The sequence below is a fragment of the Asticcacaulis sp. P2_B1 genome (assembly GCF_056404915.1).
Genome location: NZ_JBFUDD010000001.1, coordinates 476225 through 497907, shown reverse-complemented (window position 1 = coordinate 497907; position 21683 = coordinate 476225). Strand labels below are relative to the sequence as shown.

Below are 21683 nucleotides of genomic sequence, written 5' to 3'. Positions count from 1 at the left end.
TCGTATTCATACATCGCAGCGGAGTTGGTTTTTCTTATGTCTCCTTGCGCACTTGCGCGGGGAGGGGGGATCGATGCGCTCTTGCATTTTGGTGGGGTGTCTTGCTTCTATTCAGCGAGTTGCGCACTGTTTCCAGGCAACATGYCGGAATATGGAAGGGGGGCAGGGGAATATAAGGTCGTGTCCCCGGACGTGGTGTAACTGGGTGAGAGCCTAGCGCCGGGCTCGCTGCCCTAGGAAGAAAGGCGTGAGGCGGAGGCTAGGATCAGTCCTTGTCGGAAATGTGTGGGGATAGTGCTCCTGTCACTCGATTCTCGCCGTGGCGGCGCAGCCTGAGAGAATTGGCGCCGCTGCTGTTCAAGGACTGACGGCCGCTGCAAAGCCGGTCCATAAACGTGCCGATTCACCCATGCACGTGTCGCAGGGGACAACACGTCTGGCGTTTCATATATTGATGGCGACCGACGAGCCGAGCGGAGCGTCAGGGCGGCGGCCCATCAGCTGGCCGCCGGGGATGCGGTCACTGACATAGATAGCCAGGCCCCGGAGCTCCCGAACCGGCAAGGTGTCCTGGTCGATGACGCCATTCCGGTTGTTTTTGAGCTCGAAGTGGGAATTCGCGAACGGCGGCAGTTCGAGATAGACCATGGGATGGAAGGCCAGTCTCTGATCGAGAAGCCTAGCGCGGCGCGCGCGCTCGAAAGCATAGTCGAGCCGAAGGTCCATGGGCGCCTGGGGTGGCGCCTCTCCGCCGGGAAGTGCGACTTTTTGCGAGCCGCCGCAGCCTCGGGCGCAGGTCAGGACGAATTGCAGATCGTGGTAATAGAGATTGCGGTAACGCAGGTTCAACAGCTCCCGGACCTTGTAAAACCGGGTGACACCGCACTTTCGGCACGTCACTTCGAACGTGATGAACCAATCCATATCGTCAAGCGGATAGCTCATGGGAGGCCTCATAATCTATGATGTTCCCATTTTGTTCACGTTAACGCGGGAGTCAAGCGATAAACAAATTATCCTCTTTATCGACGCCTGCCCGGACGGTCTTGACGGTGAGAGAGCCGGCGGGCAGGTGCCGCAATGTCTCGGTCTGGGGCTTGGTCAAATAGAGCCAGTCGCCGAACTGACGGGGGCGCAGGACAACGATCTGACGGTCGTGAACGGGCGCGACGTCGGGCCCGGGCGCTGTCGTCAGCATGGTAAAACTGTCGGGCTGGTTGCCATCGCCGGGGCGCCACAGGCCGGCTATGCCCATGAACGGTTCGTCGTTAAGCGTGAACCGGTGCTTGGCCTTGGGGGATTTCTTGCCGGTAAATTCGAAGAAGGCCGACGCCGGGATAACGCACCGTGCGGTATTGGTGAAGTCGCGGCGCTCCGAGACGAAGTTGAAGATCGGGCCTTTTCCGGGGTTGGGGAAGCCGAACTTCATGGGGGCAAGCTCGACCGAATTGCCGGCGACGCGTATGACGGAGCCTGTGTCACCGATGCGGATATCATCGGCCTGCCTGAGATCGAGCGCCGATTGCTGGGTCGGTATCTGCCATTCGAGCTCTTGCATGAGCTGGCAATATTGGGCGTAGGCGATGTGTTGTTCGTAGTCGTTGCACATGGCCGGTTCCTCTCCATGGGCGATAGGAAGGCGGGGCGAGGGGGCAGCTTGCACCAACATGGCAGAGACGGCAATGGGGGCGGAGCCCAGGATCAGTCCTTGTCGGAAACGTTGGGGGATAGCGCTCCTGTCCCTTCATTTCTCCTTGTTGTGAAACTTGTACCCGAAATTATTATGTCTCACCTAAGGGGTGCAGTTCAGTCCAGGAGTGTAGATCAATTACGCCATGTCACCGTAATCCATATCTCGACACGCCACCGGTGTTGAGTGGACCAGGGAATTGGATTGAGAAACCTGATCCAGGTTTTAGCCCGGGATTGCATCGGCCAAAGGGGGCGGATAAGGTGGCCAAGAGTTTATGATTGGGGAGGCGGGGAATGTCGCGTTGGGTGGCAGGATTTTTGATGGCTTTCGTGGCGCTTGCCTACACGGCGCCGTCGTATGCGGCAAGCCGGTTTACGGCTATACGATATGTCAGGCTCGGCATTCGGTTAGCTGAGACTGGCCAGTCCATCACGGGGCAAACCCTACTCGCGCCTGAAGCCGCACTGTTGACCAGTGCTGACGATCGCAACTGGCAGTTTACGGCCAGCAATTGCGTCTTTGATATCGATATAGATGAGACGAAGCTTACGGCGGATGATCAGGGCTATCTAAAAGGCTACAAGCGTGGTTTTGGCGAAGCGGATAATCCAAACCAGGACGTGCTGGAGTTTGTCGGCAAGGCCGTTGGTGCGCGTAAGATTGGTGATGGGCCAAGTCAGGCTCTTGTCTGCGATGCCAGACGTGTCTATTGGTTTTCCGTCGTGCGCGCGCCCAAGGCACCGGGTGCTGTGGTTGTCACCCTGATGAGTATGGACGGATACCGGTTGCAGGACACAGAGCAAATGGTCGCCGTTTTTAAGCCGGACGTGTTCCTGAAGGGCCAAATTCAGACGGCGGCCGAAATCGGCGGCGTCACGGCTGCGATTGCCAGGGCTATGGCGCAATAGGCTGCGGTGACTTAGGCGCGAAATCCCCGGAACACGGCATCCAGGTCAATGGGCGGCGCTACCTCGAAATAGGGCGTGTCGTGGCCGTCCAGATGCGCCGCAACGCTCGACCACGGCCGGTCCTGAGCGCGCTGCAAGGCCGGCCTTCATGGGATTGAGAGCGACATAGCGAAACCCGCCATCAGGCGCGCTTCGTCCGTGGCGAACGAGCCGAAACGCCCCTGGAAAAGGTGGCCGGTCCGTCGGCTAAGTGCGCCAACGAAAGCCGTGTAACGACGATGGGTCTCCCTTACGTTCCGTATCAGGCCGGTCTCATCCGAGGGTGTCAGGATCAGGTGAACATGGTTGGGTATCAGGCAATAGCCACCGAAAATTTAATTGTGCAGTTGGTGCCATGTAACCGTAATTCCCGATTGGCGGTTTGTGTCGCTATCGATGGATGAGGACCATTTGATGGCGGCTGTGCGCTATGTCGCGCTCAATCCCCTCCGCCACAGCTTGCACCTGAGGCCGAAGCCTGGCAGATTTCGGGGCAGCCTTATGAATTGCGCAAACATAGGCCGGCTCATCGATCAGAAAAGTTGTCCATTTCTGTCCATGGGTAGCGGCGGTGCCATTTCGATGGACCTCACCAGAATGTAGTGTGCGTGGATGTGTTTGCGTTAGTCTAGTTGAAACGTATAAAGCGATTGCAACAATCGAAAATGGGGGAAGCTCCGTGAACAGGCGTCTAATTTCGGCGGCCTTTGCGTTAATCATGGCCTGGAGCTGCCCCGCAAGGGCGGAGGTCGGCAAACAGCCGACACACTTTATTGGCGGTGAGGAAAACGCAACCTTGCTGGCAGCCATTCAGAAAGAGGTGAGCCCTGAGGTCACGTTCAATGGGCATTTTTCCCTGGCCTTTGTTTCGTGCGGACCCGGCTGCGGTAGTTATTGGTTTGTTGACCGGGATACAGGCGGCGTGATCGAAGTGCCTCCGAGCCAGGTTGAAGGCGATATGATTTGGGACGTTCGAGCGCAGCTGAACCAGGACACAATAGCCGTCACCTACGGTCCAGGCGATGGCGTTCCGGAGACTTGCTTCGCTGTCCGTTTTAGGCTGGTGGGACATATGTTTGTGCCTCTGGACAAACGCTCATCGGTGAGCTGTCCGTCCTGAGGATGTCAAGATTTCGATGATGCCATATGAATAGCATCATATTGCCGGATTAATTGGATGGAATTGGATAACTTTTTCGGCCGATCACCCGGTCAGACGGTCTAATTTCGCCAAACCCTGCGACCAGCGAAGCCCGGTGAAGCTCCGTGAAGCCCCCGCTAATCACCTCTGAGCATCACCCAAGCCTGTTCAAACGCGTGAAAACCCCCTCAATACGACCCATTTCAGCCCGCTTTCGGCCTGCGCCGTCGTTCGATCAGTGAACAGGCGGGGTGATGCGTGTTCGGTGAAACACTGCTACCAGTACTCTCGAAACGAAGGACTGGTCCTTTTCATCTGAACCCCGAAAGCATTTTATGAAATACCTATTGCAACGTGCCTGCCTGACCATGGCCTTCGTAGCCACAGTCGCGGGTGTTCAGATGGCTTCGGCCTTCGCGGCGAATGCGGAGCCCGTTCCGGCCGCGCCCCGCGTCAGCGACAACTATATCCGCGTCAACGGCATCAAGCTGCACTATCTGCGTGCCGGAACGGGCGCAAAGACCGTCATCCTCCTGCACGGTTGGCCGCAAAGCTCGTATGAATTCTACAAGGTTCAGGCCGATCTAGCGCGCGACTACACGGTCATCGTCCCTGACCTGCGCGGTGTCGGCGGGTCCGAAGCGCCGCAAGCCGGCTACGACAAGGTCACCATGGCGGAAGACATTCACCAACTTGTCCTGGCCCTGGGTCTGAAGTCTGTCTATCTGGCCGGCCATGATACCGGCGGCATGGTGGCCTATGCGTACGCACGCACCCATCCCGAGGATCTGGCGGCGGTCGCCATTCTCGACGTGCCGCTGCCGGGCATAGCGCCTTGGGATGCAATCGAGTCGAATGCATGTTGCTGGCATTTTCGCTTCCATCAGGCGCCGGAGTTTGCCGAATCCATGGTCAGCGGCCGCCAGGCCATCTACTTCCGGTACAATTATGACCACAATACCGCCCACCCCGGTGCCGTGACTGACAAGGCCTTGAAAATCTACGCCAAGGCCTACGGATCACACGATCGTCTGCGCGCCGGCTTTGAATTTTTTCGGACCTTCGATCAGGATTCGATCTTTAATAAGAGCCAAACCGGCTCAGTCACCGTGCCGGTTCTGCTTGTCGGCGGCGATCGCACCATGGGACCGGCGCTTCCGGTTATCGCCGATGCCTTGCGCGAATTAGGGGTCGCCCAGGTGACGACGGTCGTCATTGCCAATAGTGGCCATTGGCTGGCCGAGGAACAGCCTGAGGTCCTGATCACAACCTTACGCGAATTTATCGGTAACTAGGCTTTCAACTCACCTAAAACGGATGCCGGACATAATGGTCTTCCGTGCAGCCATTGGCCTGCGCCGTCGCCAGGGCTTCCTTGAAGCCGATCAGCTTGAACGAACGCGGCTTGGACTTGTCGTCCGTACGGATCATCACATGGTCGGCGCCTTCGACGCTTTCCATCGGAATCAGCACGATGGTTTTCGACAGGTTGTCGAGGCTGCGCGGCGGCACGACCTGACCGCGGGCATAAAGCGTCGGATAGACGTCGCTCAGCTTCTGGGCGGGATTGTCGTCGGCGCGGAACCAGGTCGTATTGGGATCGACATAGTCGTCGAACCCGAAACCGAGCGTGCGCCCGGCATAGGTAATCCGGTCCTGGGTTGCGGTCTTGCGCGACGAAATAAAGCACGAGATCTCACCGGTAAAGGCATCTGTACGGACGACAACCTGCCAGCCATATTTGCCGTGGTTGATCTTGTGCATCTTGGTATCGAGACGCTGGCGGTGGATCTTGTGCGGAAAATGAAACCAGGGCGGGATGCGTTGGTAACCGCCCGAAGACGCTTCAGACTCCTGAGCATCCGGAGACGATGCGGGCGCTGATGTATCCTGCGCACCTGAATCCTGCGCCGCGGTTGCCATAATCGCCATGGCTGCTAAGGCTATCAACACTGAAATGAGTCCCCTGAAATATCGTAACGGGGGATAAATGTACCTAAGTCAGCGTCGTGTCCAGAGCCAAATCAACCGTCAATATTATCGTGGACGCCGGCGTCGCCCTTACGCCAATACCCCGATGCCCTGAGATAGGCGGGATTGACGCCGTGATCGTCGATTAACTGCGTCCGGATCAGCTTGGCGGCCGCGGATTCACAGGCCACCCAGGCGTGCATGTCGCCCTGCGGCAGATGCATCCGCTTCAAGGCCTCGTTCAGGGTCTGGGTCTGGCGATAGATCCAGTGAATCTGCGCATGCGCCTGAGTCGTAAAGTCCATGCGGTCCTCGGGACCATCGACTTCGGCCATCACGATGACCTTCGCGCCGGCCGGCATCTCTTCCAGGCGCCGGGCGATAGCGGGCAGGGCCGTGTCGTCGCCGATCAGCAGATAGGCGTCGAAGGCCAGCGGGATAAGGGTCGAGCCGCGCGGCCCGCCGATGGTCACCGTGTCGCCGGCCTTGGCCGTCATGGCCCATTGGGTCGCCGGCCCGCACTCGGCCCCCGTACCGTGAAGGGCGAATTCGATGTCGAGCGTTTGGGCATCGGCATCGAAACGCCGCGGGGTGTAATCGCGGGCGATCGGCTTGGCGCCGTCGCTGCCCGGCAGGCTCAGAACGCCCGTCACCGGATCGGGAAAGAACAGCTTGACGTGATCGCAGAAGCTCGGCGACTGGAAACCGCTGAAATCGCCGCTCAGAGTGATGCTGGTGAGGTGAGGGGTCAGTTGCCTGACCCCCGCCACCGTCAAAGTCCGCAGCCGCGTTTCATAACGCACGCGTTGCATGGCCCGCGCATCATGGGCGCGCCCATCACTAAGCTTGTCCTCAGATGTCGCGGCGTCCATCACGAACGCTCGATCTTCTTGGCCAGATCGTCGATCAGGTCGACAATCGACTCGATTTCAGTCTTGCCCATCGGCTTCATGCCGCGCATGCGCAAGGCCGTCTTGAGGTTATGCATGGCGCGGAACAAAGGCGCATAGTCGCCGTGCTCGTTGCGCTGACCGTCCATCATATTGAACAGTTCGGCGACGGCCTCGGCCTTTTCGGCCAGGTGCGCCTTGCCGGCATCGGTAATGTGGGCGGACTTGCGGCCGTCCTCGCCGGGCGACACGGTGATGAAGCCTTCGTCCTCCAGCCAGCTAAGGGTCGGGTAGATGACGCCGGGGGAGGGGCTGTAACTGCCGTTGAAACGGTCCTCGACGGCCTTGATCAGCTCATATCCATGGCTGGGTTTGTCGTCGATGAGTTTGAGCAGAACCAGGCGTAAACCGCCGTGGCCAAAGCCACGGCCGTCGCCGCGCCCGCCGCGAAAACCGAAACCGCGGCCCATGCCTTCATCACGGCCGGGGCCTCTTGTGAAACCGCGACCAAAGCCGTCGCGATGGCTGTAAGTGCGGTCAGAGCCGTGGCTCGATCCGCGATGGTGAAAAAAGCCTCGCAAGGCAGTCTCCTTTATGATTAAAGATTGTAACACGATATATCGAATTTATAACTACACTGCGAACGATTTGCAAGTGCTTTAATTCGATGCGATTTAGATATATCTAAAATATGTCGGCTGCAAGAGCCAAAAGATTCGGAGCGTCGATTTTTTGCGAAAAAAACCGACTCTACTCCGAATCTCCCCATACCGTGCGGCTTCCCGTGGCCTCAAATCCTTTGGGATCAAGGCTTGGCCTTACGCCGGCGCCGGTTTGGGGTTACAATCGCCACACTCCGAATCCGGCCGCGAACGCGGATTACGAAAACTTAATCCGACTCCGTGCATCTAAACCACGCTCTCAGCGCCTCTAGTTTGCAAAGGGCGGCATTCGGCTGCCCCAATCAATCGAGGTCACAAGGAACATGTTTATGAACTTTCCTCACGAAATTATCCCTATCGTTGCCCTGATCATGGTCTTCGGCATGCCCATCGCCATCGTTGCCGTCATCCGGTTGGCAAAGTCCCGCGACAACGCGGAACTGCAAAAGACGCTGCGTATGTCGATCGAGAAGGGCCAGCCCCTGCCGCCCGAATTCCTCGACAGCATGCGGGTCGCCCAGACCAAGCCGAAAAGCCCGGCCAACGATATCCGCTGGGGCATAATCCTGATCGCCCTTGCCCTTGCTCTCGTCACCTGGAACTTCCTCGACAACAATTACGTTCTGGATGAAACCTCCGGGTTCGCCGCCGTTCCGGGCTTTATCGGCTTGGCGCTTCTGGCGCTCGGCCTCATGGGTAACCGCAAATAAGCGCCTTTTGCGGCAACCCGGGGCAATGACACTATGGCTTTGACAAGCGACAAGCTTGATCTGACGCGGCAATCGGACGTCGATCTGGTGCGGCTCTGTACGGCGGGCGATAAATCCGCCTTCGCAGAGCTCGTACATCGGCACGCCGCAAATCTGCGCACGCATCTGAGGCGGGCAGGGGCTCAAGCCTCCGATGCCGACGATATGGCGCAGGAAGCCTTTATGATTGCCTATGAACGGCTTGGCGAATATCGCTTCGACGGGCCGCTGATTGCCTGGCTGAAAAAGATAGCGTCGCGGCGTTACCTCCGGAAGGTTCGGGCCAATGTCAAATATCTCCTGGTCGATGACATGACGCCCTATGAACCGGATGCCCCCGAGGTCAGCGAATTTCGCGCCCATAATCTCGATGCGGCCTTAAACCGCCTCAAACCTGTGGAACGCTTATGCGTGACGCTGAACTTTAGCGGCGAACTGAGTCATCAGGAGATCGCCGACGATCTGAAAATACCGCTCGGTACGGTCAAAAGCCATATCAAGCGCGCCCTGGATCACCTGAAGGCGATCCTGCGGCCTGACGAAACACCACGATCCAATCTGTTGGAAACAGGATCATGAACGACAACGAATTGAACGATTTGTTCGCCTCATCCGAAGTTTTCGATGACGGCGAAGCCTTCGAGGGCCGCGTCATGCGCGGCCTGCAGGTCAAGTTGTGGCTGCGGCAATGGCTGGTCGTCCTGGCCGGCTTTACCGGCGGCCTCTATGCTCTGGCCCAAGTCGTACGTCTGCCCAACTGGACGGCCGGCGGCAAGGGCGTCTATGAAAAGGCTGCCACGGAAACCGATACTACCCTTCGCGCCGGGTCCCACTTGTTCGACGGCCTGCGGGTCGAATTCATGAACCTGATGGATTCGTCGGCGCACTACCTCACCTTTATGCAGACCCCACTCTTCTTTTGGGTCAGTTTTGCCCTATGTTTAACGCTCGTGGGCCTGTATTACGCCTACTCCCAGGAAGAAACCATCTGAGGCCCGGCAGCGGGCGCAATCGAAAGACGCCCGCCCTTGAGCAGCCAGACCCAGACCACCAAACGCATCACCGCTCCCGAAATCTATGCCCATAAGGGCCAGACGCCGATCGTCTGCCTGACGGCCTACAGCGCGCCCATGGCCGCCATCATGGACGACCATTGCGATATCCTGCTGGTCGGCGACAGTGTCGGCATGGTCGTCCACGGCCTGCCCAACACCATCGGCGTCACCATGGAAATGATGATTCTCCACGGCCAGGCTGTGATGCGCGCGGCCAAGCGCGCCTTTGTCGTCATCGACATGCCGTTCGGCTCCTACGAGGCAGGCCCGGAACAGGCCTTCCAGAACGCTGTCCGTTTGCTGAAGGAAACCGGCGCCCAGGCCGTCAAGGTCGAAAGCGGTCCAACCGTCGCCGACACCATCGCCTACCTGACCGCCCGCGGCATCGCCGTCATGGCCCATGTCGGCCTGCGCCCCCAGGCGGTCAATCTGGAGGGCGGGTTCAAAGCCAAGGGGCGCAACGATATCGAGCGCCAAAAGGTTATCGAGGAAGCTAAAGGTAGCGACGCCGCCGGCGCCTTCGCCATCGTCGTCGAAGGCGTGGCCGCCAGCCTGGCCGGTGAAATCACCGCGGTCGTCAAAGCGCCCACTATCGGCATCGGCGCCTCCAATGCCTGCGACGGCCAGGTCCTGGTCATCGACGACATGCTGGGCCTGTTCGACTGGACGCCGAAATTCGTCCGCCGCTATGCCTCCCTGCGTGAGCAAATCGATGGCGCCGTGGCGGCCTTTGCAAAAGATGTCAGGGATCGCAGCTTCCCGGCCCCAGAAGAGACATATTTTGCTAAATAAATAGACGTAACAGACTGTAATTTGGGGGCCGGTTCGCAAAAGGACGCTGTATCCGGTTGCGCAAGCGAGACGCAAAGGCTAGTTTCGCGCCGATCCGAAAGGCGTGCACCGTTGCGCTGCCTTCTCCCATAACGATATTTGCTTGAAGGATGCGCCGTGAGCGACATTTTTGACGAAACCGAAGAGAACCTGCGCGCCGACAAATGGGTGACCATTGTCAAGAAGGCGCTGCCGTGGGTCAGTGCGGTTCTGGTCTTGGCTTTGGTGATCGCGCTCGGCATTTGGGGCTATCAAAGCTGGCAGGACAGTGTCACGGCCAAGTCGTCCGAGACCTATCAGGCGGCCGTCGACGCCACGGCGAAATCCGATACCGCCACCGCCAAGGCCAAGTTCGAGGAATTGACCAAGTCCGGCAATGCCGCCTTCAAGGCCATGTCCTGGATGCAGCTGGGCGCCTTGGCCGTCACAGACAACAAGCCTGACGAAGCCGTCAAGGACTTCGACCAGGCGGCCAAGTCAGGGGGTGATCCCTTGGTCTCCGACCTGGCTGCGTTAAAGGCCGCCTATCTGGTCATGGACAAGGCTTCGTTTGCCGACGTCTCCAAGCGCCTGACGCCGCTGACCGCCGACAAGCGTCCGCTGGCGCCTTTGGCCAAGGAAGCCCTGGCCATGGCCAAGCTGCAGGCCGGCGACGTCAAGGGTGCGCGCAGCGACCTGCAGGTCCTGTCGGTCGGCCTCGATGTCCCCAACGGCGTCAAACAACGCGCCGCCATGGTGTTGGAAGTCATCGATTCGGGCGCTGCCCCGACCGCCCAGGGCGTCGTCAAGCTGCCTGAAGCCGCCATGCCCGTCATGCCGCAACTGGCCCCTGGCCAGCAACTGCAAATGCCGTCGGACGCTGAAGCCGTCCAGCCCGCGCAATAATCACCACATACGTCTCAAGCATACGGAAAACAGTCATCATGAAGGCTCACACGGTCAAATTTAAAGGGGCGAGCCTCGTCGTCCTCGGCGTCGTCGCCGCCCTGAGTTTGACGTCTTGCGCGAAGATAGCCTCTCTCAATCCGATGAAGAAGCACGACGCCGAAGACAGCGCCGTCGCCTCGCAAGGCCAGCGCATTTCCATCGTCGCCTTCGACCAGAAGCTGGAGCCGTCTAAAAGCCTGAAAGGCCTGGGCTATTATATTCCGGCGCCCGCACCGGTCACCGACTGGCTGGTCGCCGGCGGATCGTCCGATCAGCCCGTCCAGAACGCTGCCGCGGCCGCCGATTTCAAGGTCGCCTGGACCAAGTCGATCGGTGCTGCCAGCAAGGGTAATACCCAGGTCCTGGCCCAGCCGGTCTCCGACGGCAAGCTGATCTATACCCTGGACGGCGAAGCGCGCGTCTCGGCTTTCGACGTCAATACCGGTGCTCAGGCCTGGAGCGTCGATCTCAATCCGAAGCTCAAGCGTGACAAGACCGGCTTCGGCGGCGGTCTGGCCCTGTCCGGCGACGGCAAGCTCTATGTCACTTCGGGTTATCGCTTTATCGATGCGCTTGATGCCTCCACCGGCGCCGTGGTGTGGGAAAAGCAAACGGACACCCAGTTCCATGCCGCTCCGACGGTTGCGGGCGACTATGTCATCGCGTCCGATGTCGACAACCAAATCTTCGCTTTCCACAAGGATAGCGGCGACATGGACTGGACCTATCAGGCCATCGCCGAACCCGCGCGTCTTTTGAAGACCTCCGCGCCTATCGTTTCGGGCAGCACCATCTATGCGCCGTTCTCTTCGGGTGAACTGGTGGCTATCAACGCGACCACGGGCGATCCCCTGTGGGAACAGGTTTTGGCGCAATCGACCCGCACCAACGCCCTGTCGGAAATCCGCGACATCTCCGGCCGTCCGGTGTTGGACAGCGGCGTCGTCTTCGCCGCCAGCCATTCCGGCGTTTTCCAGGCCATGGATGCCAAGACCGGCACTCCGAAGTGGCAGATCGAAGCCGACAGCGTCAACTCGCCATGGGTCGCCGGCGATGTTGTCTTCCTGGTCAGCCTCCAGGGCGAACTGCTGTGCGTCAGCCGTGAAACCGGTGGCATCTATTGGATGCAGGATCTCAATGCCGGCATCCAAAAGAAGAAAAAGGGCGCTTTCGGCCTCGGCCGCGAAAAGCTGGTCGGTAAGCTGCCGATCTGGGCCGGGCCGGTTATGGCTTCGAGCCGCCTGGTTATGGTCAATTCCTTGGGCGAAGCGGTTGCCTTCGATCCCAAGACCGGGGAAAAGACCGATACCATCAAGATCGGTGGCGCTGGTTATATCGCGCCGATCGCCGTTGGTAACAAGCTGTTCGTCGTAACCGACGACGGCAAGCTGGTGGCGATTCAGTAGCCGCCACAGCTTTCAGCAAAGGGGTGGCCTTTTCAGCGCTTTTCGCTATAAGGCCCTCATGCCTTTAAAGATAGCTATCGTCGGCCGGCCCAATGTCGGCAAATCGACCCTGTTTAACCGCCTCGCGGGCAAGAAGCTGGCCATCGTAGATGACCAGCCCGGTGTCACGCGTGACCGTCGCTACGCCACCGGCCGCCTGGGCGATATCGACCTCGAACTGATCGACACCGCCGGTTTCGAAGACCTGGCCGATCTCAGCCTGGAGGCGCGCATGCGTATCCAGACCGAGAAGGCGATTGAGGAAGCCGACGTCGCCTTCTTCGTGGTCGACGCCCGTGAAGGCGTGACGCCGCTCGACAAGATTTTCGCTGAAATCCTGCGCCGCAAGGAAAAGCCTGTTCTCCTGATCGCCAACAAGGCCGAAGGCCATGCAGGCAATGCCGGCGCCCATGAAGCCTACYAACTTGGTTTTGGCGAACCGCTGCATCTGTCGGCCGAACATGGCGAAGGCATCGGCGAGCTCTACGACGCCACGGAAATCTTCCGTCAGCAATTCGAGGGCGATTTCGTCGCCGAAGATGACAGCGAGGACGAGGACGACGAAACCAAGCCGATCCGTATCGCCATTATCGGCCGTCCCAATGCCGGCAAGTCGACCCTGATCAACAAGATGCTGGGCGAAGACCGCCTCCTGGTCGGACCCGAAGCCGGTATTACGCGCGATTCGATCTCGGTCGACTGGGAGTATGAAGGCCGCACCATCCGCCTGGTCGATACCGCGGGTCTGCGCCGCAAGGCGCGCGTCCAGGAAAAGCTCGAAAAGCTGTCGACCAACGATACGATCCGCGCCATCACCTTTGCCGAGGTCGTGGTCCTGGTTATGGACGAGGCCAATGCCTTTGAGGTCCAGGACCTGCAGATCGCCGACCTGGTCGAGCGCGAAGGCCGCGGACTGGTCTATTGTATCTCGAAATGGGATCTGGTCGAAAATCCGCAGTCACGCCTGCAGGAAATCCTCGAAATCTCCGAGCGCATGTTGCCGCAGCTACGCGGCACGCCTTTGGTGACCTTGTCCGGCGCCACCGGCAAGGGCGTCGAGCGTCTGATGCCGGCGGTGTTGAAGACGCACAAGAACTGGTCGGCCAAGATCAAGACGCGCGATTTGAACGATTGGCTGGCCCTGGCGATCCAGAGGCATCCGCCTCCCGCCGTCTCCGGCAAGCGTATCAAGCCGAAATATATGGCCCAGACCAAGGGGCGCCCGCCAACCTTCGTGCTGTTCGCGGCGCGAGCCTATGCCATGCCGGATCACTATACGCGCTACCTTATCAATAGCTTGCGCGAGTCTTTTGATATGCCGGGTGTGCCGATCCGTTTGACCGTCAAGGCCAATGCGACGAACAATCCCTATGTCGATGGCGATACGTCCGACGGCGGCAAGCCTGCCGGCTTCAAACGCGTCCGCGCCCAGCCCAAGTTCAAGCCAGGTGAAAAGCCCGCTCACCCGAACCGCGTCCGCCAAAAGGCCAAGGGCACGACCGTGGCCGTCCCGAAGGTCAAGGTGAAGGCGCGCGAAGATGTCTCCAAGGCCAAGGCCGTCAAGGCGCGCGCCATGGGCCCCAGCACCAAGCCCGGCGCAGCGGCACCGGGCGGTCGCGCTCGCGGCGCACCTATCCCGCGCGGCAAACCGGCGCCGAAGAAACGATAGATATGTAATCGGCCGGACCTGAAACAGATCCGGCCGGTTTTTATAAGGTTTAAAGCTTTTCCAGCACCCGCGCCAGCATGGCCAACATAGCGTCGATATCGGCATCGGTGACGTCGAGCGGCGGGCGGAAGCGGATGCTGTCCGTGCCGGCGCCCAGCAGCAGCAGGTTTTCACTTTCCAATGCCAGGTCGACCAGCCGCCCCTTGTCCTTTTTGGCGTTGAGGGTGAAGCCCTGATAGAGGCCGAGCCCCCTGACATTGCTGATAAGATGGGGAAACCGCTCAACCAAAGTCTTAAGACCGTCGAACAGGCGCTGACCCTTGCCAGGTACGGCCTCCAACAGCTTCTCGTCTTCGACGATCTGCCATTCCTGGACGAAGCGCACCATGTCGGCCAGGGTCCCGCCCCAGGTCGAATCGAGCACGCCGACATCCTCCATGGGGTTGAGCATATAGACGGCGCCATTGCCGAACTTCTTGGCGACCGCGATGGATTGCGGCGGATAGGGGACGTCGAACAGGTCGATGGAGAAGATGGCGCCGGTTTGACCACCCGAAGTTTGGACCTCATCGAGGCCCCAACCGACATCGTATTGATGGCACAGGCGCGACAGACCCTGGTAAAACCGTGGCAAGGCCAAGCGATGGCCGCCGGCGCCTTGCAGCGGCTCGAGGATAACACCGGCGATCTCGTCGCGATATTGCTGCATGAAGGCTTCGATCAGTCCAAGAACGCGGTCGGCTTCGGCTTCGTTCTCGACCTGAGAGCGGCGCGAATCGTATTCCGGGAAGGGCACTTGCAGATTGCCCTGGATGATGCCCTGGAAATCCTTGGTGGCGATCGGGTCGTGGCCCAACTGCGTGATATTGAGGGCGTAGACGGTGCGGCCGTGGAAGGCCTGATCGAAATAGATAAAACGATGGGCCGTCTTGGTCTTTCCCTTGGCCGCCTGCTTGTGATTGTGCAGGTTGATGAGGTATTTCATCATGTTTTCAACGGCTTCGGCACCGGAATTGACTGCGTAGACCTCGACATGCTGGCCCTGCATGCAACGCGGCGCCAGGCGATGCAGCAGCCGGTAATAGGCCAAGCACTGCAGCGTTAGGAAATCGGGATTGGCCATCTTGTTGTTGGCGGCCAAAACCAGCTCGCGTGCGTAGTCGGGCTCAAACAGACGCGGATGGTTGTAGCCCAGCAGCTTCGAGCCGTAGAGACCGGTCCAGTCGGTGATGCGGTCGCCGTCGACCGTGGCCAGGGTAAGTCCACGGCTATTGGCGAGATCGACCACGAACGGGAAGGGCTCGGCGATGACATATTTGCCGAGCTCTTCGAGCAGGGCGGCGCTTTGCGGCTGGGGATAATGAGTCATGACGCAATTTAACGCCATTTTCCGACAATTTGAAAGTCAAATCACACAAAATGACTTAATGTCTAGACATTAAACTGCCTTTTGCGCCTGCCAGGTCGGAAAATTCACAATCTCGGTCGGTACCGGCTGCGCCGGATCTGCCAATTCGACGATCAGCGGCGCGATTTCGTCGGGATGGGGCAGGCTCTCGGGATCTTCCCCGGGATAGGCCGAGGCGCGCATCTTGGTACGCATGGCGCCGGGCGCCAGCAGGATGGCGCGCATATTGGTAATTTCGACCTCATCGGCCCAGGCACGGACCAGGCTTTCCATCGCCGCCTTGGTCGCGCCGTAGGGGCCCCAGAAAGCGCGACCGTGGGTGACGCTGTCGCCGGTTGTCAAAAAAATGGCCCGGGCGGACGGTGACAGGCGCATCAAAGGTTCAAGAGCCCGCAGCAGGCGATAGGTGGCCGTCAGATTGACCGTAACGATACGCTCGAAATCCTTGGGTTCATGGTGTGTCACCGGCGACAAGGTGCCGAGCACGGCAGCCGCATGGACGACGACGTCGAGACGACCAAAGCGCTGATACACAGCGGCGGCCAGGCGGTCGAAGGCGTCGCCGTCGGCAGTATCGAACGGGATTAAGGTGGCGTGCTGACCGGTCGCCGCGAAAACGGCATCGTCGGTTTCTTCCAGCCCCGCCTTGCTGCGACCGCAGGCGATGACCGTGGCGCCGGCCTTGGCCAGACCGATGGCGGCGGCGCGGCCGATGCCGCGCGACGCGCCGGTGACCAGCGCGATGCGGCCCTGTTGTGACAAAGCGGTCATCGTTATTCTCTTGAGGTTAGTGCGTGTTGGCCAGCAACGACAATTGCTGCCCGGGCTTGTCGCCGTCTTCGGCGGCATCTTCGCGGTCGGTCAGGCGTGTCGGATAGTCGCCGGTGAAATAATGGTCGGTGAACTGCGGCTGGTCCGGATCGCGGCGGTTGTGGCCCATAGCCTTATAGAGGCCGTCGACGGACAGGAAGCCTAAAGAATCGCATTCCAGCATCTCGCGCATTTCTTCCAGGCTGTGATTGGCAGCCAGCAGCTTTTCGCGGTCGGGCATGTCGATGCCATAGAAGTCCGGCCACATGATCGGCGGCGAGGCCGAGCGCAAATGAACTTCCTTGGCGCCGGCTTCGCGGACCATGCGGACGATCTTGACCGATGTCGTGCCGCGGACGATGGAATCGTCGATCAGCACGACGCGCTTGCCTTCGAGGACAACGCGGTTGGGCGAGTGCTTCTTGCGCACGCCGAGGTCACGGATATTCTGGGTCGGCTGAATGAAGGTACGGCCGACATAGTGATTGCGGATAATGCCCAGTTCGAAGGGCGTACCCGATTGCTCGGCAAAGCCCAGGGATGCCGGGACGCCGGAATCGGGTACGGGGACGATGACGTCGGCGTCGGCGGGATGTTCCAGGGCCAGTTGCCGACCCATCGCCTTACGGACGTCGTAGATCGACTTGCCATTGACCACCGAATCCGGGCGGGCGAAATAGACATATTCGAACAGGCAGGGCCGGGCGCGTTTGACGTCGAACGGCTTATAGGACTTCAGGCCATTTTCGTCGATCTGGACGACTTCGCCGTTTTCGACGTCGCGCACGAAGGTGGCGCCGATCATGTCGAGCGCACAGGTTTCGGACGCCAGGACGTAGGAGTCGCCCAGCTTGCCGATGACCAGCGGACGGATGCCCAGGGGATCGCGGGCACCGATCAGCATGGTGCGGGTAAGGGCGACCAAAGCGAAGCCGCCCTCAAGCTCGTGCAAGGCTTCCATAAACCGGTCGATGGTCTTGAAGGCGCGCGAACGGGCGATCAGATGCAAAATGACCTCCGAATCGGAGGTCGACTGGAAGATTGAGCCACCGGACACCAGCTTGGTGCGCAGCCGCATGAAATTGGTCAGATTGCCGTTGTGGGCAATGGCGATGCCGCCGGAGTCGAGATCGGCGAACATCGGCTGGACGTTACGAATGAAGGAACCCCCGGCGGTCGAGTAACGCGTATGGCCGATGGCGGCGTTACCTTGCAGGCGTTTGATCAGATCGGCGCCGGTAAAGACGTCACCGACAAGACCATGTTCGCGCTCGGTATAGAAGCGGCGGCCGTCGCAACTGGCGATACCGCAGGCTTCCTGGCCGCGGTGCTGCAGGGCGTGCATCCCCAGAACGGTGACGGCGCTGGCATCGGGCATGCCGTAGATACCGAAGACCCCGCATTCGAGGCGGGGCCGGTCATCTTCGGAGTCACGTTCGGTAGCAAGGGGATCACAGAGGTCAGACATGGCAGGCTGGGGCAACAGCATGGTATCTTCTTTTCAAAACGCGAAGGTCGCCCCTGTGGGAACGACCGGTTACGGGTTGTCTTCGGCGACCTTATTGGCGGCGCTGGTGCCCGCGGGGATAAAGGCCTGGATTAACTTGGCGCAGCGGACACCTAAAGCATGGACCTTGGCGTGCTTGAACCATTGAGGTTGCCGGTCAATAGGCGTGACCGCGGAAAAAATCAAATGGAATACGCCCAAAACCACCAGTGTACGGAAGATTCCGATGGCGATCCCCAGGACGCGGTCGAAGACGTTGAGCGCTTTCTGCTGCTGGATTTTCTCCGACAGGGCGTGACCGAGGTAACGCACGCCGAAATAGATGGCCAGGAAGAGGATAAAGGCCGCAACATAGCCGGTAATGGTGTCCAGGTGAAAGGCGCCGACCATAAAACCTTTGCCGACGATGGCGAGGAACAGGGCCAGGAAGAAGGAGATCAGATTGACGAGTTCCTTGGTGCCACCGCGTACGAAGCCCGCGAAACACGAAATGGCCAAAAGGCCTAAGAAAAGCAGGTCATAAGGCTCCATATTATCCCCCATATGGTCCGCCGGACCAACTTTTCAATCCCGTCCTGATATCATTGATCCGACAAAATCACAATGAAGGTTAACGTACGTGGTCAGCTCTCGGGCGGCATGAGCGAGGTAATGGCGTCGACCAGGGTGGTATAACCCCGTACTTTCAGAGGGGCGTTGTCGGCCGCCGCCTGGGCGGTGATGGCGCTGGAAAAGCCCAGTTTTAGCGCCTCTTTCATCCGGCCCTCGGACCGCGATACCGAACGGACGTCGCCCGACAGGCTGATCTCGCCGAAGACAACACAGTCGCGCGGCAAGGGCTTGTCGGTCAAGGCCGATACCAGCGCCATGGCGGCGCACAGATCGGCCGCCGGCTCCGAGATCCTGAGACCGCCGGCGACATTGAGATAGACATCCTTTTGGCCGAAGCCGACGCCACAGCGCGCTTCCAATACAGCGAGGATCATAGCCAGACGCCCGGAATCCCAACCGACAACGGCGCGGCGTGGCGTGCCATAGGCCGAAGGTGCCACAAGCGCCTGCATCTCGACCAGGACTGGCCGCGAGCCTTCGATGCCAGCGAACACCGCCGAGCCTGAAGCGCGTTCATTCCCGTCACCTAGAAATAAGGCAGAAGGATTGGGCACTTCGCGCAGGCCGGAGTCGCCCATTTCGAAGACGCCGATCTCGTCGGTGGCGCCGAAACGGTTCTTGGTGCCGCGCAGGATGCGGAAGGGATAGCCGCGCTCGCCCTCGAACGACAGGACGGCATCGACCATGTGTTCGACGACGCGCGGACCGGCGATCTGGCCTTCCTTGGTGACATGGCCGACCATGATGATCGAGGTCGAGGTCTTCTTGGCCAAGCGCACCAGTTCGCCGGCGCAGGCGCGCACCTGGCTGACCGAGCCTTGCGCGGCTTCGATAGCGTCCGACCACAGGGTCTGGATCGAATCGATGACGACGAGGTCGTATTTGTTGTGCTTCAGAGCTTCGAGGATACTGCGGAGCGCCGTTTCGGCCGCCAGGTCGACCGGCGCCTTGTTGAGGCCCATACGGCTGGCGCGGCCTCGGATCTGTTCGACGGCCTCTTCGCCGGAAATATAGGCGACCTTCAGGTTCTTCATGGCGGCATTGGCGGCAACCTGGAGCAGAAGGGTCGATTTGCCGACACCGGGATCGCCGGCGATCAGGATGGCCGAACCCGGAACCACGCCGCCACCGCACACGCGGTCGAACTCTTCGATGCCGGTCACCATGCGGACCGGATCTTCGTCTTCGCTCTCAAGAGATTCGAATTGAAGCTTATTTAGCCGCGATATTTTTCCGGCGGGTTCCGGCCGCAATCCACCCGGTGGCGCCGAAAAAGCTTCCTGAACCAGAGTGTTCCATTGATTGCAACCGCTGCATTGGCCCGCCCATTTGTTATGGACGGCGCCGCAGGATTGACAGACATAAACGGCTTGGTCGCGGGCCATGGGCACTCCGGAATATTGTTCCTGATATGTTCCGATTTGGGCCGGGTGTCAAGTCGTGTAGTGCCTTGGCAAACGGGCTCCCAAGCGAGTCAGCCACTCATAGCCGATCGTGCCGGAAGCAGTGGCGACCTCATCTAGGTTTTGCTGGCCGCCGAGGATTTCGACCCAATCCCCGGTCGCGACCTCGAGGCCGGTAACGTCGAGGCTAAACACATCCATCGAGATTCGCCCGGTCAGCGGACGTCGCGCCTCTTGGACGGTCGCGAAACCGCTGGCGGCAAAGCTGCGCAGCAGGCCATCGGCATAACCCAGACCGACGGTGGCGAGCCTCATGTCGCGTGATGCGGTGAAGGTGGCGCCATAACCGACGGTTTCGCCGGCCTTCAGATCACGCACCTGGAGGACGGGCGCACGCAGGTGGGCGACGGGTTTTATGTCCGGGTGAGCGATACCGAACGGTCCGCCGCCGTAAAGGCTGTTGCCTGGACGAATGAGGTTGAACTGGTACTCACTACCCAGGAAGGCGCCGGCACTGTTGGCAAAGGATGCGGGTACGCCGGGAAAGCGTTGAACGATAGCTTTGAAGGCCTCAAGTTGTTGCGCATTGAGCGGATGACCCAACTCATCGCCGCAGGCCAGGTGGCTGATGATCATGACCGGTTTGAAATCGCCGGGCAGGCCCTGGACCTCTTCCGGCCGGATGCCCAGACGGTTCATGCCGGTGTCGATGTGAAGCGCGGCCAGGACCTTCGAACCGCCCAACCGATCAACCTGTTCGACACTGTTCACCACAGGACGCAGATCATGCTCGGCGAAAAGTGTCAGTTCGCCGGCTCCGAGCCCGTCCAGGACGTAGATCACGACCTCACTCAGGATCTTGCGCAGGGCTATGCCTTCCTGTAGCCGGGCCACAAAAAAGGTCTGCGCGCCGTGTTTCGCTAGCCATGGCGCAATCCTGGCCATACCGAGTCCGTAGGCGTCGGCCTTGACCACGGGGGCGATTTCGCTGGCCGGGGCGACGGTTTGCAAGGTGCGGTAATTGGCGAGCAGCGCGGCCAGATCGATATCCAGGCGCGCCGCGGTAAGCTTCGGCATCATGGACTTGCGCTAGCACAGCAAAGGCTGCGGCGAAAAGCGCTATCTTTGTGTCACGCGACGCAATTTCACATCGGGCATCTTTTCGCGAATATAGCGCGTGACCGGTCCGTGGTGATCGGCCCCGGTGACGATAGCGATACGATCGCCGGAATGCGCCTTGATGAAGGCGGCGATATTGGCGGTGATGTGGGCATCGCGAGCGGTGTAGAAGGTACTGACATCCGCGAACTTCGTGCCGTCGAAATACTGTTTCAGCGTGTCGTAATATTGTACGCACAACGCGTCGTAGCGGCCGTCGTTCAGCCCACGCGGATTGGTTTTAGCCAGCAGGGCGTCCTGCTGGGCACGCAGCGTGTCGAGTTTAACGGAAAGCGCCTGTCTGTCCGGCGTTTGCAGCTCAGGCGCGCTGTCAGCCTGGGATTCAAGTGTCTTGATGGCGCTTGACGTTCGCCAGTCGGCAGGGATGGGTTGGCCGTTCAGATCGTCGCCGAACCAGTCGAAGCCGAACGCCTTGTCACCATAGGCGGCTTTCAAATTCCACATTTCCTGCGGGTACCAGGATTGAACATAGGCTGGGTCGGCGTTCATGTCTTCAGGTCGTATCTCAACACCAACCCAGTCGGCTTTGAAATCCTTGATGATTTTATTGAGGTCGTCATAGGTGTAATTCGGGTCGGTCAGGTGGCCCTTGTGCAGGCTGGCGACGACCATGACCGTGGCTGGCCGGATACGTACCCGAGCGAAGGCGATAGCCGGGGTCAGCAGGCCGGCAATAGCGAGTGTGGCAAAGCTACGACGCGAGATTTCCAACGACATCAAACCCTCCCAAGGTGAGCGCCTAGCATCGGGTTGGATAGCGTTAATTTTCGATACGTTTTTTGAT

Annotated in this window: 23 protein-coding genes; 10 read left to right on the top strand and 13 right to left on the bottom strand. The window is 59.7% G+C overall.

What is annotated here, in order from left to right:
- Nucleotides 1-444: 444 nt before the first annotated feature.
- Both AC1DX3_RS02320 and AC1DX3_RS02315 read right to left on the bottom strand, forming a co-directional pair.
- Nucleotides 445-945 carry a hypothetical protein gene (locus AC1DX3_RS02320; protein ID WP_476987613.1) on the bottom strand — a complete coding sequence of 167 codons (501 nt, stop codon included), beginning with the start codon at nt 943-945 and terminating at the stop codon, nt 445-447.
- Between the two features lie 52 nt (nt 946-997).
- Entirely contained in the window at nt 998-1609 is a 612-nt protein-coding gene (locus AC1DX3_RS02315; RefSeq protein WP_476987612.1) for an SOS response-associated peptidase family protein, read from the bottom strand.
- Between the two features lie 377 nt (nt 1610-1986).
- Here AC1DX3_RS02315 and AC1DX3_RS02310 point away from each other — a divergent pair, with 377 nt between their 5' ends.
- Nucleotides 1987-2601 carry a hypothetical protein gene (locus AC1DX3_RS02310; RefSeq protein WP_476987611.1) on the top strand — a complete coding sequence of 205 codons (615 nt, stop codon included), beginning with the start codon at nt 1987-1989 and terminating at the stop codon, nt 2599-2601.
- An 11-nt stretch (nt 2602-2612) separates the two neighbouring features.
- On the opposite strand, the gene AC1DX3_RS02305 is transcribed toward AC1DX3_RS02310, so the two are convergent.
- Nucleotides 2613-2738, bottom strand: coding sequence for a hypothetical protein (locus AC1DX3_RS02305; protein ID WP_476987610.1), 126 nt, complete (start codon nt 2736-2738; stop codon nt 2613-2615).
- A gap of 581 nt (nt 2739-3319) precedes the next feature.
- Between AC1DX3_RS02305 and AC1DX3_RS02300 the strand changes: the two genes are divergently transcribed.
- Complete coding sequence (locus AC1DX3_RS02300; protein WP_476987609.1) at nt 3320-3760, top strand: hypothetical protein; 441 nt, start codon at nt 3320-3322, stop codon at nt 3758-3760.
- 356 nt (nt 3761-4116) lie between these two features.
- Complete coding sequence (locus tag AC1DX3_RS02295; RefSeq protein ID WP_476987608.1) at nt 4117-5076, top strand: alpha/beta fold hydrolase; 960 nt, start codon at nt 4117-4119, stop codon at nt 5074-5076.
- 13 nt (nt 5077-5089) lie between these two features.
- Here the strand turns inward: AC1DX3_RS02295 and AC1DX3_RS02290 are convergent, their stop codons facing one another.
- The 3 genes from AC1DX3_RS02290 to AC1DX3_RS02280 form a co-directional block, all read right to left on the bottom strand.
- Nucleotides 5090-5734, bottom strand: coding sequence for a hypothetical protein (locus tag AC1DX3_RS02290; protein WP_476987607.1), 645 nt, complete (start codon nt 5732-5734; stop codon nt 5090-5092).
- Between the two features lie 71 nt (nt 5735-5805).
- The gene (locus tag AC1DX3_RS02285) at nt 5806-6564 is read right to left on the bottom strand and encodes a siderophore-interacting protein (RefSeq protein ID WP_476987606.1); all 759 of its coding nucleotides are present in this window, start codon (nt 6562-6564) and stop codon (nt 5806-5808) included.
- 59 nt (nt 6565-6623) lie between these two features.
- Entirely contained in the window at nt 6624-7223 is a 600-nt protein-coding gene (locus AC1DX3_RS02280) for a PadR family transcriptional regulator (RefSeq protein ID WP_476987605.1), read from the bottom strand.
- A 410-nt stretch (nt 7224-7633) separates the two neighbouring features.
- On the opposite strand from AC1DX3_RS02280, the gene AC1DX3_RS02275 reads away from it, so the two are divergent.
- The 7 genes from AC1DX3_RS02275 to der all read left to right on the top strand — a co-directional run bounded on the left by AC1DX3_RS02275 (nt 7634) and on the right by der (nt 13980).
- The gene (locus tag AC1DX3_RS02275; protein WP_476987604.1) at nt 7634-8014 is read left to right on the top strand and encodes a DUF6249 domain-containing protein; all 381 of its coding nucleotides are present in this window, start codon (nt 7634-7636) and stop codon (nt 8012-8014) included.
- Between the two features lie 33 nt (nt 8015-8047).
- A complete protein-coding gene (locus AC1DX3_RS02270) occupies nt 8048-8632 on the top strand; it encodes an RNA polymerase sigma factor (protein ID WP_476987603.1) in 585 nt (194 codons plus the stop codon).
- Nucleotides 8629-9045, top strand: a complete 417-nt coding sequence (locus tag AC1DX3_RS02265; protein WP_476987602.1) for a hypothetical protein — start codon at nt 8629-8631, stop codon at nt 9043-9045. The genes AC1DX3_RS02270 and AC1DX3_RS02265 overlap by 4 nt, the downstream gene beginning before the upstream one ends.
- Nucleotides 9046-9081: 36 nt before the next feature.
- Nucleotides 9082-9900, top strand: a complete 819-nt coding sequence (gene panB / locus AC1DX3_RS02260; RefSeq protein ID WP_476987601.1) for a 3-methyl-2-oxobutanoate hydroxymethyltransferase — start codon at nt 9082-9084, stop codon at nt 9898-9900.
- Nucleotides 9901-10056: 156 nt separating this feature from the next.
- Complete coding sequence (locus tag AC1DX3_RS02255) at nt 10057-10824, top strand: tetratricopeptide repeat protein (protein WP_476987600.1); 768 nt, start codon at nt 10057-10059, stop codon at nt 10822-10824.
- 38 nt (nt 10825-10862) lie between these two features.
- On the top strand, nt 10863-12272 hold the full coding sequence (locus AC1DX3_RS02250) for a PQQ-like beta-propeller repeat protein (RefSeq protein WP_476987599.1): 1410 nt from the start codon (nt 10863-10865) through the stop codon (nt 12270-12272).
- A gap of 58 nt (nt 12273-12330) precedes the next feature.
- Nucleotides 12331-13980: a ribosome biogenesis GTPase Der gene (gene der, locus AC1DX3_RS02245; protein ID WP_476987598.1), complete on the top strand. Its 1650-nt coding sequence runs from the start codon at nt 12331-12333 to the stop codon at nt 13978-13980.
- Between the two features lie 49 nt (nt 13981-14029).
- Here the strand turns inward: der and AC1DX3_RS02240 are convergent, their stop codons facing one another.
- The 7 genes from AC1DX3_RS02240 to AC1DX3_RS02210 form a co-directional block, all read right to left on the bottom strand.
- A complete protein-coding gene (locus AC1DX3_RS02240) occupies nt 14030-15349 on the bottom strand; it encodes an aminotransferase class III-fold pyridoxal phosphate-dependent enzyme (RefSeq protein WP_476987597.1) in 1320 nt (439 codons plus the stop codon).
- A 69-nt stretch (nt 15350-15418) separates the two neighbouring features.
- Nucleotides 15419-16159: an SDR family NAD(P)-dependent oxidoreductase gene (locus AC1DX3_RS02235; protein WP_476987596.1), complete on the bottom strand. Its 741-nt coding sequence runs from the start codon at nt 16157-16159 to the stop codon at nt 15419-15421.
- Nucleotides 16160-16175: 16 nt separating this feature from the next.
- The gene (gene purF, locus AC1DX3_RS02230) at nt 16176-17687 is read right to left on the bottom strand and encodes an amidophosphoribosyltransferase (RefSeq protein WP_476987595.1); all 1512 of its coding nucleotides are present in this window, start codon (nt 17685-17687) and stop codon (nt 16176-16178) included.
- 48 nt (nt 17688-17735) lie between these two features.
- On the bottom strand, nt 17736-18236 hold the full coding sequence (locus AC1DX3_RS02225) for a CvpA family protein (RefSeq protein WP_476987594.1): 501 nt from the start codon (nt 18234-18236) through the stop codon (nt 17736-17738).
- A 92-nt stretch (nt 18237-18328) separates the two neighbouring features.
- A complete protein-coding gene (gene radA, locus AC1DX3_RS02220) occupies nt 18329-19702 on the bottom strand; it encodes a DNA repair protein RadA (protein ID WP_476987593.1) in 1374 nt (457 codons plus the stop codon).
- A 48-nt stretch (nt 19703-19750) separates the two neighbouring features.
- A complete protein-coding gene (gene alr / locus AC1DX3_RS02215; protein ID WP_476988025.1) occupies nt 19751-20797 on the bottom strand; it encodes an alanine racemase in 1047 nt (348 codons plus the stop codon).
- Nucleotides 20798-20839: 42 nt separating this feature from the next.
- Nucleotides 20840-21616, bottom strand: a complete 777-nt coding sequence (locus tag AC1DX3_RS02210; protein WP_476987592.1) for a hypothetical protein — start codon at nt 21614-21616, stop codon at nt 20840-20842.
- Nucleotides 21617-21683: the final 67 nt, after the last annotated feature.

Excerpts from the sequence above, each read along its gene's own strand:
- AC1DX3_RS02320 (WP_476987613.1), bottom strand. The coding sequence starts at position 945 with ATGAGCTATCCGCTTGACGATATGGATTGGTTCATCACGTTCGAAGTG.
- AC1DX3_RS02315 (WP_476987612.1), bottom strand. The coding sequence starts at position 1,609 with ATGTGCAACGACTACGAACAACACATCGCCTACGCCCAATATTGCCAG.
- AC1DX3_RS02310 (WP_476987611.1), top strand. The coding sequence starts at position 1,987 with ATGTCGCGTTGGGTGGCAGGATTTTTGATGGCTTTCGTGGCGCTTGCC.
- AC1DX3_RS02295 (WP_476987608.1), top strand. The coding sequence starts at position 4,117 with ATGAAATACCTATTGCAACGTGCCTGCCTGACCATGGCCTTCGTAGCC.
- AC1DX3_RS02285 (WP_476987606.1), bottom strand. The coding sequence starts at position 6,564 with ATGCAACGCGTGCGTTATGAAACGCGGCTGCGGACTTTGACGGTGGCG.
- AC1DX3_RS02275 (WP_476987604.1), top strand. The coding sequence starts at position 7,634 with ATGAACTTTCCTCACGAAATTATCCCTATCGTTGCCCTGATCATGGTC.
- AC1DX3_RS02270 (WP_476987603.1), top strand. The coding sequence starts at position 8,048 with ATGGCTTTGACAAGCGACAAGCTTGATCTGACGCGGCAATCGGACGTC.
- AC1DX3_RS02265 (WP_476987602.1), top strand. The coding sequence starts at position 8,629 with ATGAACGACAACGAATTGAACGATTTGTTCGCCTCATCCGAAGTTTTC.
- AC1DX3_RS02250 (WP_476987599.1), top strand. The coding sequence starts at position 10,863 with ATGAAGGCTCACACGGTCAAATTTAAAGGGGCGAGCCTCGTCGTCCTC.
- AC1DX3_RS02240 (WP_476987597.1), bottom strand. The coding sequence starts at position 15,349 with ATGACTCATTATCCCCAGCCGCAAAGCGCCGCCCTGCTCGAAGAGCTC.
- AC1DX3_RS02235 (WP_476987596.1), bottom strand. The coding sequence starts at position 16,159 with ATGACCGCTTTGTCACAACAGGGCCGCATCGCGCTGGTCACCGGCGCG.
- purF (WP_476987595.1), bottom strand. The coding sequence starts at position 17,687 with ATGCTGTTGCCCCAGCCTGCCATGTCTGACCTCTGTGATCCCCTTGCT.
- AC1DX3_RS02225 (WP_476987594.1), bottom strand. The coding sequence starts at position 18,236 with ATGGAGCCTTATGACCTGCTTTTCTTAGGCCTTTTGGCCATTTCGTGT.
- radA (WP_476987593.1), bottom strand. The coding sequence starts at position 19,702 with ATGGCCCGCGACCAAGCCGTTTATGTCTGTCAATCCTGCGGCGCCGTC.
- alr (WP_476988025.1), bottom strand. The coding sequence starts at position 20,797 with ATGCCGAAGCTTACCGCGGCGCGCCTGGATATCGATCTGGCCGCGCTG.
- AC1DX3_RS02210 (WP_476987592.1), bottom strand. The coding sequence starts at position 21,616 with ATGTCGTTGGAAATCTCGCGTCGTAGCTTTGCCACACTCGCTATTGCC.